This is a genomic window from Massilia glaciei (genome assembly GCF_003011895.2).
GTDB lineage: Bacteria > Pseudomonadota > Gammaproteobacteria > Burkholderiales > Burkholderiaceae_D > Telluria_A > Telluria_A glaciei.
Genome location: NZ_PXWF02000071.1, coordinates 1 through 12,335 on the forward strand (window position 1 = coordinate 1; position 12,335 = coordinate 12,335).

Consider the following 12,335-nt stretch of genomic DNA (forward strand, 5'->3'; position numbering starts at 1 on the left):
CAGGCCGGGTCGCGCGGCCGGCCCTGGCGCACGCCGTCGGCGTCGAACTGGGCGCTGTTCTTGCCCGTGACGCCGCTGTAAAAGCGCTGGATCTCGATCATGTCGGCGGCCAGGTCGCCGCTGGTGTTGAACATCATGCCGACCCCGCCGCTGCGCTTCTTGAAATCGAGGTAGGCCAGCGCGATCGGCACCCCGGCGTTGTGGGCGATGTGGTAAAACCCGGTTTTCCAGTGCGTCACCTTGCCGCGCGTGCCCTCGGGCGCGAGCAGCACCACCAGCCGCTCGCGCGCGGCGAAGGCCTCGACCGTCGTCTGAACCGTGTTGTTGGTGGCGCCGCGCTCGATCGGAATGCCGCCCAGCCAGCGCGACACCCAACCAATCGGCCAGGTGAACAAGCTGGCCTTGGCCATCCAGTAGACCCGCAGGCGCAGCACGAAACAGACCATCAGCGTGTACGGAAAATCCCAGTTGCTCGTGTGCGGCGCGGCGATCAGCACGTACTTCGGGGTCGCCGCGAGCTGTTCGGGCGTGAGGCCCTCGACCCGCCAGTCAAGCAGGCGCAGGACCAGGCGCGAACAGGCGCGCATCAGCGTGTTGACGACGGGGGTGTAAAAGATCGTGGTGCGCATAGTATGGAGGGGTAATTGCCGGCGAGGGAAATCCGAGGGGCAGCGAGCAAATTCGGCCCGGATCAGGCACAATGGACAAGCATAAGTTCCGCAGAGCATCATTTTACTCCACGATGCCTGCCTCCCCGAAAGTAAACATGTCCTTGATGTCGTCCTCCAACGGTTTCGCCGTGCTGCGCCACCGCAATTTTTCGCTGTACCTGACGGCGCGCATCCTCGGCACCCTCGCGGTCCAGATGCAAAGCGTGGCCATCGGCTGGCAGGTGTACCAGATCACGGGCAGCCTGTTCGACCTCGGCCTGATCGGCTTGGCCCAGTTCGCCCCCTTCCTCGTGCTCATTCTGCCGGCCGGCCATGTGGCCGACCGTTACAACCGGCGCAACGTGATCGCCCTGTGCTTGGCGCTGCAATTGCTGTGCGGCCTGTTGCTGCTGGCCTTCACCGTCAGCGGCTCGCGCCTGGTCTGGCCCGTGTTCGCGGTGCTCGTGCTGTTCGGCAGCGCGCGCGCCTTCATGATGCCGGCCTCCCAGGCCTTGCTCGTGAACCTGGTGCCGCCCGAGAACTTCAGCCAGGCCGTGGCGCTCAGTTCGTCGAGTTTCCACGTGGCCGTGATCGTCGGTCCGGTGCTCGGCGGCCTGCTCTACCTGGCCGGGCCGGCCACCGTGTACATGGTGGCCGCCGCCCTCCTCCTGCTCGCCGTCGCGCTCATGTGCCTGACCCGCGCCGCGCCGCAGGCGACCAGCAAGGAGCCGGCCAGCTGGCACACGGTGCTCGAGGGCCTGCGCTTCGTGCGCTCGCGCCCGCTGATCCTCGGCGCCATCTCGCTCGACCTGTTCGCGGTGCTGTTCGGCGGCGCCACCGCCCTGCTGCCGGCCTACGCGCACGACGTGCTGCAAGCGGGGCCGGCGGCGCTCGGCTGGCTGCGCACCGCGCCCGGCGCCGGCGCGGCGCTGTGCTCGGTGGTGCTGGCGTTCTATCCGGTGCGCCGGCGGGTCGGCGCCTGGATGTTCGGCGGGGTCGCCGTGTTCGGCCTGGCCACGCTGGCGCTCGGCCTGACCAGCAATTTCACGGTCGCCCTGATCGCGCTGGTGCTGCTTGGCGCGGGCGACATGGTCAGCGTCTACGTGCGCCATTTGCTGGTGCAGTTCGAAACGCCCGACGCCATCCGCGGGCGCGTGAGCGCGGTCAACTCTGTGTTCATCGGCGCCTCCAACGAATTGGGCGAATTCGAATCGGGCATCACCGCCGGCTGGTTCGGGCTGGTGCGCGCGATCCTGTTCGGCGGCGCAGCCACGCTGGTCGTGACGGGCGTGTGGGCGCTCAAATTCCCGATGCTCTCGCGCATGGACCGCTTTCCCCATGACGAGCGGCGCGACGAGCAGGCGCGCGCCGCGGCCAAGGTCTGACTTTCCGATGACGCCTGGGTCGTCGGGGTCCGTTCTGGCCGGCGCGCTCGCCGCGTTCAATGCGCGCCCCGCCGCCGCAGCCGACGGGCAATTCCTCGCCGCCCTGTACGCCTCGACCCGCCCCGATCTCGACTCGCGCACGGCCGCGCCAGCGCTGGTGCGCTCGATCATGGGCATGCAGCAAAGGCTGCAGGGCGCCGACTACCGGCGCCGGTTTCCCGATGCGCACACCCTGATGCTCGAACACGCGGGCGCGCCGGCCGCGCGCGTGGTCGCCGAACTCGGCGCGCGGCAGCTGCGGCTGGTCGACATCGCGGTGCTGCCGGCGCTGCGCGGGCGCGGCATCGGCGGCGCCGTCGTGCGGGCCTTGCAAGCCTGCGCCGCCGCGCACAAGGTGCCGCTGTGCCTGTCCGTGCATTTGCACAACCCCGATGCGCGGCGTCTGTACCTGGCGCTCGGCCTGCGCCCGCTTGGCGCGGACGGGCTGGCCGAGCAAATGCGCTGGGACCCGCATGAATCCGATCAAGCATGAGTCGATCAAGCATGAGTCGATCAAGCGCGAATCCGGTCAAAGATGCGGGCGCACCGGCATGCTTTGGCGCAGGGCGCTTTCGTGGCGCGCGGGCGAACTGGAGTGGAAGGTGTAATATAAAGACGTGTGCGCAACGTTGCAGTCAACCCTGGCTGGGCGCGCGGTAGAGCGCGCCGGCCGCACATGAGACCCCTGGGGTTGGAGCAGTAACTTTTTGAACAACCGGGAGTGAGCATATGCAAATCAACATCAACACCGACAAAACTATCGAACGCAACCAGGGCCTGGACGAGCATGTCAACAGCGTCGTCAGCGCGGCGGTTCAGCGTTTTGGCGAGCACATCACACGCGTCGAAGTGCACTTGAGCGATGAAAACAGCAAAAAAACGGGCGGCAACCGCTGCATGCTCGAAGCGCGCGTCACCGGCTACCAGCCGATCGCGGTGAGCGACCATTCGGAGCACCTGCATCAGGCCATCTCGGGCGCCGCCGACAAGCTGCAGCGCGCCATCAACAGCGCGCTCGGCCGGCTGCACGACAAACACCTGCACGACACGCCGAAACTGCAAGACGACGCCGAACAGGTCAGCGACGAAGTCAGCAAGTAAGTCAGCAAGTAAGTCAGCAAGTAAGTCAGCAAGTAAGTCAGCAAGTAAGCCAGCAAGTAAGCCAGCAAGTAAGTCAGTCAGCAAGCAAGTCGGCGCGTCGGTCAGCGGGCGATTCAACGGGCAAACCAGCTAGCAAGCCAGCGAGCTGGCCGTTGCCGGGCCCGGCCGGCGGCCCGGCCACCGTCATTCCCAGCAAGCGCCGCAGGCCGCCCCACCGGCCTGCCGGCGCGCCGCCCCCTTCTTCATAGCAAATTCAAGGCGACTTCACAGCGGCAGCGTGCCGTCGGCCAGTCCGCGCAAATAGCGCAGGCCGGCGACCGAACGGCTGCCGTACCACGACATCATTTCGCCGTCGACCAGGTGGACCGGCTTGCCGATCTGCCTTTCCAGCGCGTCCGCGTGCGGTTGCGTGAAGCGGTACGGCTCGGTCGACAGCAAGACCGCGTCGATGCCCGCCACGAGCGCGTCGGACCAGTCGAAGCGCGGATAGCGCGCCGTGCCCAGCGCCGGCACGCGCCAGCCGATTTCGGCCAGCATGCGCGCGATATAGGTGTCGGACGAGACCGCCATCCACGGGTCCTGCCAGATGCAATACAACACGGTTTGCGGCGGCCCCTTGGGCGCCGCCCGCAGGGCCGCGTATTCGGCCTCGAAGCTGGCGCACCAGGCCTCGGCCCGATCGCCGGCGCAAAAGATGCCGCCCATCAGGCGCGCCAGGGCGAGGTTGTCGCGCGGGGCCAGCGGATGGGTGACGACCACGTTCGGCACGAATTGGTCCAGCGCGTCGGCGGTCGGCTTCTCGTTCTCGTCGATGTTGACGATCACATGGGTGGGCGCGAGCCTGCGGATTTTTTCCAGGTTCACATCCTTGGTGCCGCCGACCTTGGCGATGCCGGGCACCACGTGCGCCGGGTGGACGCAAAAGCCGGTGCGCCCGACGATCTGGGCGGACAGGCCCAGGTCGCACAGCAACTCGGTGATCGAGGGCACCAGGGAGACGATGCGCGCGCCGGGCGCGGCGGGGTGGGTGCGCCCGACGGCGTCGATGAAAGGCATGGCTGGTTCCGGTGCGGTGAAACCGCTATTGGAACACCGATGCCGGCCAAATGCCAGCGCCGGCCCGCCATCCCGTAGAATGGCGGGCTTGTCCCATGGCGCCGACACACAATGACGAACCACACCTTCCTCTGGCACGACTACGAAACCTTTGGCGCGCAGCCGCGCCGCGACCGCCCGGCCCAGTTCGCCGCGATCCGCACCGACGCCGAGCTCGACGAGATCGGCGCGCCGATCATGCTGTACTGCCAGCCCGCGCCCGACTTTTTGCCGGACCCGGTGTCGTGCCTGATCACCGGCATCACGCCGCAGCAATGCCTCGCGCGCGGCGTGCCCGAGCACGAATTCGCCGCCGTCATCGAGGCCGCCTTCAGCGAACCGGGCACCATCGGCGTCGGCTACAACACGATCCGCTTCGACGACGAGGTCACGCGCTTCATGTTCTGGCGCAACCTGATCGACCCGTACGCGCGCGAATGGCAAAACAATTGCGGGCGCTGGGACCTGCTCGACGTGGCGCGCATGACGTACGCGTTGCGGCCCGAGGGCATCGAATGGCCCCTGCGCGAGGACGGGCGGCCCAGCTTCAAGCTCGAGCTATTGGCCAAGGCCAACGGCCTGCTGCACGAGGCCGCGCACGACGCGCTGTCGGACGTGCGCGCGACGATCGCGCTGGCGCGCCTGATCCGCCAGCGCCAGCCCAAGCTGTTCGACTTCTGCCTGGCGCTGCACAAGAAGGACAAGGTCGCCAGCGAGATGGGCATGCATCTGGCGCCGGCCCAGCGCCAGCCCTTCCTGCACGTGTCGGGCATGTTTCCGGCCGAGCGCGGCTGCATCGGCCTGGTGTGGCCGCTCGCGACCCACCCGACCAACAAGAACGAGGTGCTGGTCTGGGATTGCGGCCACGACCCGGCCGAGCTGTTCGGGCTCGATGCCGCGACGATCCGCCTGCGCATGTTCAGCAAGAGCGCCGACCTGCCCGAGGGCGTCACGCGGCTGCCGGTCAAGAGCATCCACCTCAACAAGTCGCCGATGCTCGTCGCCAACGTCAAGACGCTGACGCCGGCGCTGGCCGAGCGCTGGGGCATCGACATCGAGCAAGGCCGGGCGCACGCGGCGGCGGCGGCGGCGGGGCCCGACATGGGCGCGGTGTGGAGCGAGGTCTACAACCGGCCGGCGGCGGGGATTGAGACCGACGTCGACGAAGACCTGTACAACGGCTTCGTCAACAACAACGACCGGCGCAAGCTGGCCTCGCTGCGCGGCGAGACGGCCGAGCGGCTGGCCGCGCTCAAGCCGAGCTTCGACGACGAGCGGCTGATCGAGCTGTTGTTCCGCTACCGCGCGCGCAACTTCCCGCACACCTTGACGGCGGCCGAGGCCGTGACCTGGGAGGCGCACCGGGCGGCGCGCCTGTTCGACGGCGCGGCGGCCGCGCGCACGATCGAGCAATTGTTCTCGGAGATCGACACCTTGTCGGAGGAGGCCGACGAGCGCGCCGAGGAAATACTGGGCGCGCTGTACGACTACGCCGAACAGATCGCCCCGGCCCGGAAATAGTAACCAGAAATCCTTCGAATTTCTCAACCGGGGTCTGACCCCACTTATGAAACTTTTTGCGAAAAGGTTGACAAATTAGCGCGATTCACGGGCTACGTTAGGCGCGAGCATGTTCAAACGAAACTAAATTTCTTAACCGGGGTCTGACCCCGGTTAAGAAATATTGCCAAAGCGCGTATGTCTCTGAACCGGGCCAGCGAGGACTTAGCGGTACAGGTTGTTCGCGTCGCGCGTCTCGAGGGCGACCCGGCGGAATTTCTCAACTGGTGTCTGACCCCACTTATGAAATTTTTTGCGGAAAGGTTGACAAATTAGCGCGATTCACTGGCTACGTTAGGCGCGAGCATGTTCAACCGAAACTAAATTTCTTAACCGGGGTCTGACCCCGGTTAAGAAATATTGCCAAAGCGCGTATGTCTCTGAACCGGGCCAGCGAGGACTTAGCGGTACAGGTTGTTCGCGTCGCGCGTCTCGAGGGCGACCCGGCGGAATTTCTCAACTGGTGTCTGACCCCACTTATGAAATTTTTTGCGGAAAGGTTGACAAATTAGCGCGATTCACTGGCTACGTTAGGCGCGAGCATGTTCAACCGAAACTAAATTTCTTAACCGGGGTCTGACCCCGGTTAAGAAATATTGCCAAAGCGCGTATGTCTCTGAACCGGGCCAGCGAGGACTTAGCGGTACAGGTTGATCGCGTCGCGCGTCTCGAGGGCGACGCGGCGGGCCGCCGCGGCGTAGTCCTCGCCCGCCAGCGGCGGCGCGTACAGGATCGCGCGCGAGGAGTTGATCATCATGCCGGTGCCTTGCGCGGTCTTGCCCGAACGGACCGTCGCCTCGATGTCGCCGCCCTGCGCGCCAACCCCGGGCACCAGCAGCGGCATGTCGCCCACCAGGGCGCGCACCTGCGCCAGCTCCTCCGGGAACGTCGCGCCGACCACGAGCGAACACTGGCCGTGCCGGTTCCATTTGTCGGCCACCAGCGACGCCACGTGCTGGTACAGGGGCTTGCCGTCGACTTGCAGGAATTGCAGGTCCGAGCCGCCCGGGTTCGAGGTGCGGCACAGGATGATCGCGCCGTGGTCGCTCCACGCCAGATAGGGCTCGACCGAGTCGAATCCCATATACGGGTTGATCGTGACCGCGTCGGCCCCGTAGCGCTCGTACGCCTCGCGCGCGTACTGGTGCGCCGTGGCGCCGATGTCGCCGCGCTTGGCGTCGAGGATCAGCGGTATGTGCGGGTAGCGCTCGCGCAGGTAGGCGCAGATCGCCTCGAGCTGGGCCTCGGCGCCGAGCGCGGCGAAATAGGCGATCTGCGGCTTGAACGCGCACGCGAGGTCGGCCGTCGCGTCGATGATGCCCTTGCAGAAGCGCACGATGGCGTCGGGCTGGTCGCGCACATGCGCCGGCAGGCGCGAGACGTCGGGGTCGAGCCCGACGCACAATAGGGAGGTGTTGGTGGCCCACGCGGCGGACAGCTTGTCGGTGAATTTCACGGCGCTCTTTCGTCTTCAATTGCGAACCCGCCATTGTACCGTGTCCGCCGCCGCCCGCCGCCGCCGCCCGCCGCCGAAGCGGCGCACGGTTGAATGGACGTGCATTCCCCATTTAGGGTATATTTTTGACCATCTGACAACTTGCAAGGGAGTACCCCATCATGACCCAATCCAATTTCGCCCGCTGGCCGCGGCTGTTGCTCGCCCTGGCCTTGATGTCGTCGCTGCTGTCCGGTTGTGGCTACAACAAGTTCCAGTCGACCGACGAGGCCAGCAAGGCGGCTTGGGCAGAGGTGGTGAACCAGTACCAACGCCGCGCCGACCTGATCCCCAACTTGGTCAACACGGTCAAGGGCTATGCCGCGCACGAGGAAGGCACGCTCGTGGCCGTCACCAAGGCGCGTTCGGCCGCCACCAGCGTGCAGGTGACGCCCGAAACGCTCAACGATCCGGCCGCGTTCCAGAAATTCCAGCAGGCGCAGGGCGAACTGTCGAGCGCGCTGTCGCGCCTGATGGTCGTCGTCGAGAAATATCCCGACCTCAAGGCCAACGAGAACTTCCGCGACCTGCAGTCGCAACTCGAAGGCACCGAGAACCGCATCACGGTCGCGCGCCAGCGTTACATCGCTTCGGTGCAGGATTACAACGTTCTGGTGCGCAGCTTCCCGAACAACCTGACCGCCATGGTGTTCGGCTACAAGGTCAAGCCGGTGTTCACGGTGGAGAACGAAAAAGCCATCTCGACCGCGCCAGAAGTCAACTTCGGCAAGTAAGCCCATGAAACTGCTGCGACTGTTGTCGAATGCCGCGCTGGCGCTGGCCTTCGCCGCCGCCGGCGCCGCGCACGCGCAGCTGGCGCCGGTGCCGCCGCTGACCGGCCATGTCGTCGACCAGGCCGGCATGCTCGACGCCGGCCAGCGCGACCGCCTCGAGGCGGTGCTGACCGACTACGAAACCCAGACCGGCAGCCAGATCGCCGTGCTGCTGGTGAGCAAAACCGAACCTGAGCAGATCGAGCAATACAGCATCCGCGTGACCGACGCCTGGAAGCTCGGGCGCAAGGGCGTCGACGACGGCGTGCTGCTGCTCGTGGCCAAGGACAACGGCAAGGCCTTCGGCCGGCTGCGCATCGAGGCCGGGCGCGGCGTGCAGGGCGTGCTCACCGATGCCAAATCGAAACAGGTGTTGCAGGACGTGATCGCCCCCCATTTCCGCCAGAACCAGTATTACGACGGGCTCGTCGCCGGCGTGGGGTCGATCGCGACCTTGCTCAACGCTGAGAAATTCCCGGCCCCGCCGCCGCAGGCGCGCCAGAACGCCGGCCAGGCCGAGGACGAGGGTTCGACCTGGTGGATCACCATGCTGGTGCTCGGCGCGTTCTTCGCGGCGCGCATGTTCGGCGGGCGCGGGCGCCGCTCGCGCCTCAACAGCGGCGGCTGGGGCAGCGGCGCGACCGGCTTCATCCTCGGCAGCGTGCTGAGCAACATGGGCGGCAGGAGCGGCGGCGGCGGGTTTTCCGGCGGCGGCGGTTTCGGCGGCGGCGGCGGCTTCTCCGGCGGCGGTGGCAGTTTTGACGGCGGCGGCGCCTCGGGGGATTGGTGATGGCTACTTCAATGGCTACTTCTTTTGGCGCGCGCCTGAAACGCCTGCTGCGCCACTGGCGCACCACCGCCGCCCAAGGCCAGCGCATGTTTCCGCCCGCGGCGCTGGACGCGATCGGCGCGGCCATCAACGCCGGCGAGCAACGCCACCGCAGTGAACTGCGCTTCATCGTCGAGGCCTCGATGCCGTCCGACGCCCTGTGGGCCGACATGTGCAACCGCCAGCGCGCGGTGGCCCTGTTCGCCGAGTACGGGGTCTGGGACACCGAGGAGAATTGCGGCGTCCTCATCTATGTGAACCTGGCCGAGCACAAGGTCGACATCGTGGCCGACCGCAACGTCGCGCGCAAGATCGACCAGTCCCAGTGGCAGGCCGTGTGCGACACGCTGACCGCCGGCTTCCGCAAGGGGCAGTTCGAGCAGGCGACGCTGGCGGCGATCGAGCGCGTCAACGCGCTGCTCGAGCAACACTTCCCGGCCGACGGCGCGCGCGCCAACGAGTTGCCCGACCATCCGATCGTGCTCTAGGAGGGCCCGCCCCGGCCGCCCGGGCCGCGCCGCGCAAATAATCGAGCACCGGCGGCGCGCACTGGTTAAAATCGCGTCTTTCCGAACCCACCGAAAGAGCGCCATGAGATTAGCCGAAAAAGTTGCGATTGTGACCGGAGCGACCCAGGGCATCGGGCTCGCGTGCGCGCAGCGGCTGGTCGCCGAGGGGGCGCGCGTGATGCTCGTCGATATCAAGCCCGAGGGCGTGGGCGCGGCCGAGGCGCTCGGCGGCGCGGCCCGCTTCTTCGCCGCCGACGTCAGCCAGAAGGCCGACGTCGACGCCATGGTCGCCGCCACCATGGCCGCGTTCGGCCGGATCGACATCCTCGTCAACAACGCCGGCGTCACGCACGCGGCCGATTTCCTCGACCTGGCCGAGGACGACTTCGACCGCGTCATCCGGATCAACCTCAAATCGATGTTCCTGTGCGGCCAGGCGGCGGCGCGCGAGATGGTCAAAAACGGCAGCGGCTGCATCATCAACATGTCGAGCGTGAACGCCGAGCTGGCGATCCCGAACCAGGTGCCGTATGTGGTCTCCAAGGGCGCCATCAACCAGCTGACCAAGGTGATGGCGCTCAACCTGGCGCCGCACGGGGTGCGCGTCAACGGCATCGGCCCCGGCACCATCCTGACCGAACTGGCCAAAAAGGCCGTGCTCGCGAGCCCCGAGGCGCGCCACACTATCCTGTCGCGCACCCCCATGCGGCGCTGCGGCGAGCCCGCCGAGATCGCCTCCGTGGTCGCCTTCATGGCCAGCGACGACGCCTCGTACATGACGGGCCAGACCATGTATGTCGACGGCGGCCGGCTGGCCCTCAACTACACCGTGCCGGTGCCCGAATGAACGACGAGCAACAGGACCGGACGGGCGCGTGCGTCGACATGCTCGTGCTCGAGAACCAGTTCTGTTTCGCGCTGTACTCGGCCTCGCACGCGATGACCAAGACCTACAAGCCCTTGCTCGACCGGCTCGGCCTGACCTACCCCCAGTACCTGGTGATGCTGGTGCTGTGGCAGCACGACGGCTTGCTGGTCAAGGACATCGGCGCGCGCCTGTTCCTCGATTCGGGCACGCTCACGCCCTTGCTCAAGCGGCTCGAGGCGGGCGGCCTGCTCGCCCGCCGGCGCGATCCGCGCGACGAGCGCCAGGTGCGCATCTCGCTGACCGGCGCCGGGCGCGCGCTGCGGGCGCAGGCGCGGGAAATCCCGGAACAACTGCTGTGCGCGAGCGGGCTCGAGCTCGAAGCGCTGGGGCGCATCCGCGCCGAGCTCGCCAAGCTGCGCGCCGATCTGCTCGAGGCGCTGGCCAAAGCCGGGTGACGGAACGGCACCTATCGGGCCGATGCATAAATTAAATTGCACACAATTGAATTGTGCGATATAGTTCTTTGCATCAACACCGCAGCGATCCAGAGAAATTCCACCCACCCCAAGGAGTCCCCATGCAAGTTCTTTACACAGCACACGCAACAGCCACCGGCGGACGCGACGGCCGCGCCACCTCCAGCGACAAGGCGGTCGATGTCTCCCTGTCGACCCCGCGCGAACTCGGCGGCGCCGGCGCCGCGGGCGCCAATCCCGAACAATTGTTTGCGGCCGGTTATGCGGCCTGCTTCCTGTCGGCCATGAAACTGGTCGGCGGCGGCATGAAAACCCCGATTCCAGCCGACGCGCGCATCGACGCCTCGGTCGGCATCGGCCCCAACGGCACGGGCGGTTTCGGCCTGAGCGTGACGCTGGCCGTCACCACCCCGGGCATGGACCAGGCGGCGGCCGAGGCCGTGGTGAAAAAGGCGCACGAAGTGTGCCCGTATTCGAACGCGACGCGCGGCAACATCGAGGTCGCCCTGACCGTCAACGCCTGAGAGACTGAGAGGCTGAGCCGACGCCCGGGCATCGCCGCAGTTATACCAATTTTGAATATCTGGTATCCGAAACGACAATTGGATTAATAAATGGCGGCACCGCATAATGCACCTGTCTCCACTATTCTCCTCCAAGAAAATAGTTTCAAGCCCGCTTTCACCAGCGGGCTTTTTTTTGCCCACCACGCGACAATGCGCGTTTCAAAACGTTCCAGGCGGCATTGCCAAAGTTTGCGCAAAGTCATACTGGCGACACATTGCCTCCTTATACTCAAGTCATCTGCCGTACACGCAACCGATATGCCTGACGGCGGTACGGTGTGACGCCCCCGAAAAGGCGCCACACCACCCGGATTCGCAGTGTGAAAGGATTTCTGGCTTGGGTTGTGCCCGCTTTCGAGCGGGCACTTTTTTTTTGCGCCACCGCCCGGGACGCTTGAGCGAAGCGCGCAAAATGCTTGAGCACGCTTGACCGCGCGCCCGATTCAACTATCATGAGTGACCCGTTTGACTTTTTCGTGTCGGCGCACCTGCAGACCATGCATGAAGAGGAGTCCAGTCTATGAGTGAACACGCATTAACACCACAGCCGGGCGCGTCGCCCCAGGCGCGCCCGGCACGCCGTCAACACAAGCGCGAGGCCGACCACCTCGTGCTAAGCGAAATGAATCCGAAATCGGTGGTCGACCACCTCGATCCGGAAGGCGCGCCCGTTGATCTGACCACCTTCGGAACGGTGCGCGAAACCTGCCCTAAGTGCCAGAACCACCATCTGAATCTCATCCTGCGCCAGACCAACGTGCGCTTCGCCCATCTGTTTTGCACCGAATGCGCGAGCTGTTTTGATGCCCGCTACCCCGACGGGGCACCCGCGCTGACCATTTGAACCAACGGTGCGCCGGCCCGGAGGTCAAGCGGGCATGGGGGCTTGGTGGCATGGACACAACCCGCAGCAATTCTCAATTCAGATTTTGATGCCGTATGAGCGCTGCTTGCAGACTGGCGGGTTGGGCGGGTAAAAGATTTTTGTG

At 66.0% G+C, this 12,335-nt stretch carries 15 protein-coding genes; 12 read left to right on the forward strand and 3 right to left on the reverse strand.

Annotated elements, in window-relative coordinates; all coding sequences use genetic code 11:
* Positions 1-629, reverse strand: a 629-nt coding sequence (locus C7C56_RS05285) for a lysophospholipid acyltransferase family protein (protein ID WP_106756433.1), incomplete at its 3' end; no start/stop codon positions are given.
* 137 nt (positions 630-766) lie between these two features.
* Between C7C56_RS05285 and C7C56_RS05290 the strand changes: the two genes are divergently transcribed.
* The 4 genes from C7C56_RS05290 (at position 767) to C7C56_RS05300 (ending at position 3,175) form a co-directional block, all read left to right on the forward strand.
* The gene (locus tag C7C56_RS05290) at positions 767-2,035 is read left to right on the forward strand and encodes an MFS transporter (protein WP_106756434.1); all 1,269 of its coding nucleotides are present in this window, start codon (positions 767-769) and stop codon (positions 2,033-2,035) included.
* Positions 2,036-2,042: 7 nt separating this feature from the next.
* Positions 2,043-2,567 carry a GNAT family N-acetyltransferase gene (locus C7C56_RS05295; protein ID WP_106756435.1) on the forward strand — a complete coding sequence of 175 codons (525 nt, stop codon included), beginning with the start codon at positions 2,043-2,045 and terminating at the stop codon, positions 2,565-2,567.
* Entirely contained in the window at positions 2,548-2,682 is a 135-nt protein-coding gene (locus C7C56_RS30270; RefSeq protein ID WP_267874668.1) for a hypothetical protein, read from the forward strand. Before C7C56_RS05295 ends, C7C56_RS30270 begins: the two co-directional genes overlap by 20 nt.
* Positions 2,683-2,803: 121 nt before the next feature.
* On the forward strand, positions 2,804-3,175 hold the full coding sequence (locus C7C56_RS05300; protein WP_106756436.1) for an HPF/RaiA family ribosome-associated protein: 372 nt from the start codon (positions 2,804-2,806) through the stop codon (positions 3,173-3,175).
* 264 nt (positions 3,176-3,439) lie between these two features.
* Here C7C56_RS05300 and C7C56_RS05305 read toward each other — a convergent pair whose 3' ends face one another.
* A complete protein-coding gene (locus C7C56_RS05305; protein ID WP_106756437.1) occupies positions 3,440-4,231 on the reverse strand; it encodes a helical backbone metal receptor in 792 nt (263 codons plus the stop codon).
* Between the two features lie 111 nt (positions 4,232-4,342).
* Here C7C56_RS05305 and sbcB point away from each other — a divergent pair, with 111 nt between their 5' ends.
* Complete coding sequence (sbcB, locus tag C7C56_RS05310) at positions 4,343-5,791, forward strand: exodeoxyribonuclease I (protein ID WP_106756438.1); 1,449 nt, start codon at positions 4,343-4,345, stop codon at positions 5,789-5,791.
* A 676-nt stretch (positions 5,792-6,467) separates the two neighbouring features.
* On the opposite strand, the gene pyrF is transcribed toward sbcB, so the two are convergent.
* A complete protein-coding gene (pyrF, locus tag C7C56_RS05315; RefSeq protein ID WP_106756439.1) occupies positions 6,468-7,286 on the reverse strand; it encodes an orotidine-5'-phosphate decarboxylase in 819 nt (272 codons plus the stop codon).
* 161 nt (positions 7,287-7,447) lie between these two features.
* Between pyrF and C7C56_RS05320 the strand changes: the two genes are divergently transcribed.
* The 7 genes from C7C56_RS05320 (at position 7,448) to C7C56_RS05350 (ending at position 12,190) form a co-directional block, all read left to right on the forward strand.
* Positions 7,448-8,059, forward strand: coding sequence for a LemA family protein (locus tag C7C56_RS05320; RefSeq protein ID WP_106756440.1), 612 nt, complete (start codon positions 7,448-7,450; stop codon positions 8,057-8,059).
* Between the two features lie 4 nt (positions 8,060-8,063).
* Positions 8,064-8,888 (forward strand): TPM domain-containing protein, encoded by an 825-nt coding sequence (locus C7C56_RS05325; protein ID WP_106756441.1) that lies wholly within the window; start codon positions 8,064-8,066, stop codon positions 8,886-8,888.
* Between the two features lie 11 nt (positions 8,889-8,899).
* On the forward strand, positions 8,900-9,415 hold the full coding sequence (locus C7C56_RS05330; RefSeq protein ID WP_106756442.1) for a TPM domain-containing protein: 516 nt from the start codon (positions 8,900-8,902) through the stop codon (positions 9,413-9,415).
* Positions 9,416-9,518: 103 nt separating this feature from the next.
* Positions 9,519-10,283, forward strand: coding sequence for an SDR family NAD(P)-dependent oxidoreductase (locus C7C56_RS05335; protein WP_106756443.1), 765 nt, complete (start codon positions 9,519-9,521; stop codon positions 10,281-10,283).
* Entirely contained in the window at positions 10,280-10,759 is a 480-nt protein-coding gene (locus C7C56_RS05340; protein ID WP_181373030.1) for a MarR family winged helix-turn-helix transcriptional regulator, read from the forward strand. The genes C7C56_RS05335 and C7C56_RS05340 overlap by 4 nt, the downstream gene beginning before the upstream one ends.
* Before the next feature lie 122 nt (positions 10,760-10,881).
* Complete coding sequence (locus C7C56_RS05345) at positions 10,882-11,304, forward strand: organic hydroperoxide resistance protein (RefSeq protein ID WP_106756444.1); 423 nt, start codon at positions 10,882-10,884, stop codon at positions 11,302-11,304.
* Positions 11,305-11,866: 562 nt separating this feature from the next.
* Positions 11,867-12,190, forward strand: coding sequence for a hypothetical protein (locus tag C7C56_RS05350; protein WP_146204291.1), 324 nt, complete (start codon positions 11,867-11,869; stop codon positions 12,188-12,190).
* Positions 12,191-12,335: the final 145 nt, after the last annotated feature.

Coding starts and splice junctions, on each gene's coding strand:
- sbcB (WP_106756438.1), top strand. CDS start 4,343: ATGACGAACCACACCTTCCTCTGGCACGACTACGAAACCTTTGGCGCG.
- C7C56_RS05335 (WP_106756443.1), top strand. CDS start 9,519: ATGAGATTAGCCGAAAAAGTTGCGATTGTGACCGGAGCGACCCAGGGC.
- C7C56_RS05305 (WP_106756437.1), bottom strand. CDS start 4,231: ATGCCTTTCATCGACGCCGTCGGGCGCACCCACCCCGCCGCGCCCGGC.
- C7C56_RS05340 (WP_181373030.1), top strand. CDS start 10,280: ATGAACGACGAGCAACAGGACCGGACGGGCGCGTGCGTCGACATGCTC.
- C7C56_RS05345 (WP_106756444.1), top strand. CDS start 10,882: ATGCAAGTTCTTTACACAGCACACGCAACAGCCACCGGCGGACGCGAC.
- C7C56_RS30270 (WP_267874668.1), top strand. CDS start 2,548: ATGAATCCGATCAAGCATGAGTCGATCAAGCATGAGTCGATCAAGCGC.
- C7C56_RS05300 (WP_106756436.1), top strand. CDS start 2,804: ATGCAAATCAACATCAACACCGACAAAACTATCGAACGCAACCAGGGC.
- C7C56_RS05350 (WP_146204291.1), top strand. CDS start 11,867: ATGAGTGAACACGCATTAACACCACAGCCGGGCGCGTCGCCCCAGGCG.
- C7C56_RS05295 (WP_106756435.1), top strand. CDS start 2,043: ATGACGCCTGGGTCGTCGGGGTCCGTTCTGGCCGGCGCGCTCGCCGCG.
- C7C56_RS05330 (WP_106756442.1), top strand. CDS start 8,900: ATGGCTACTTCTTTTGGCGCGCGCCTGAAACGCCTGCTGCGCCACTGG.
- C7C56_RS05325 (WP_106756441.1), top strand. CDS start 8,064: ATGAAACTGCTGCGACTGTTGTCGAATGCCGCGCTGGCGCTGGCCTTC.
- C7C56_RS05290 (WP_106756434.1), top strand. CDS start 767: ATGTCCTTGATGTCGTCCTCCAACGGTTTCGCCGTGCTGCGCCACCGC.
- C7C56_RS05320 (WP_106756440.1), top strand. CDS start 7,448: ATGACCCAATCCAATTTCGCCCGCTGGCCGCGGCTGTTGCTCGCCCTG.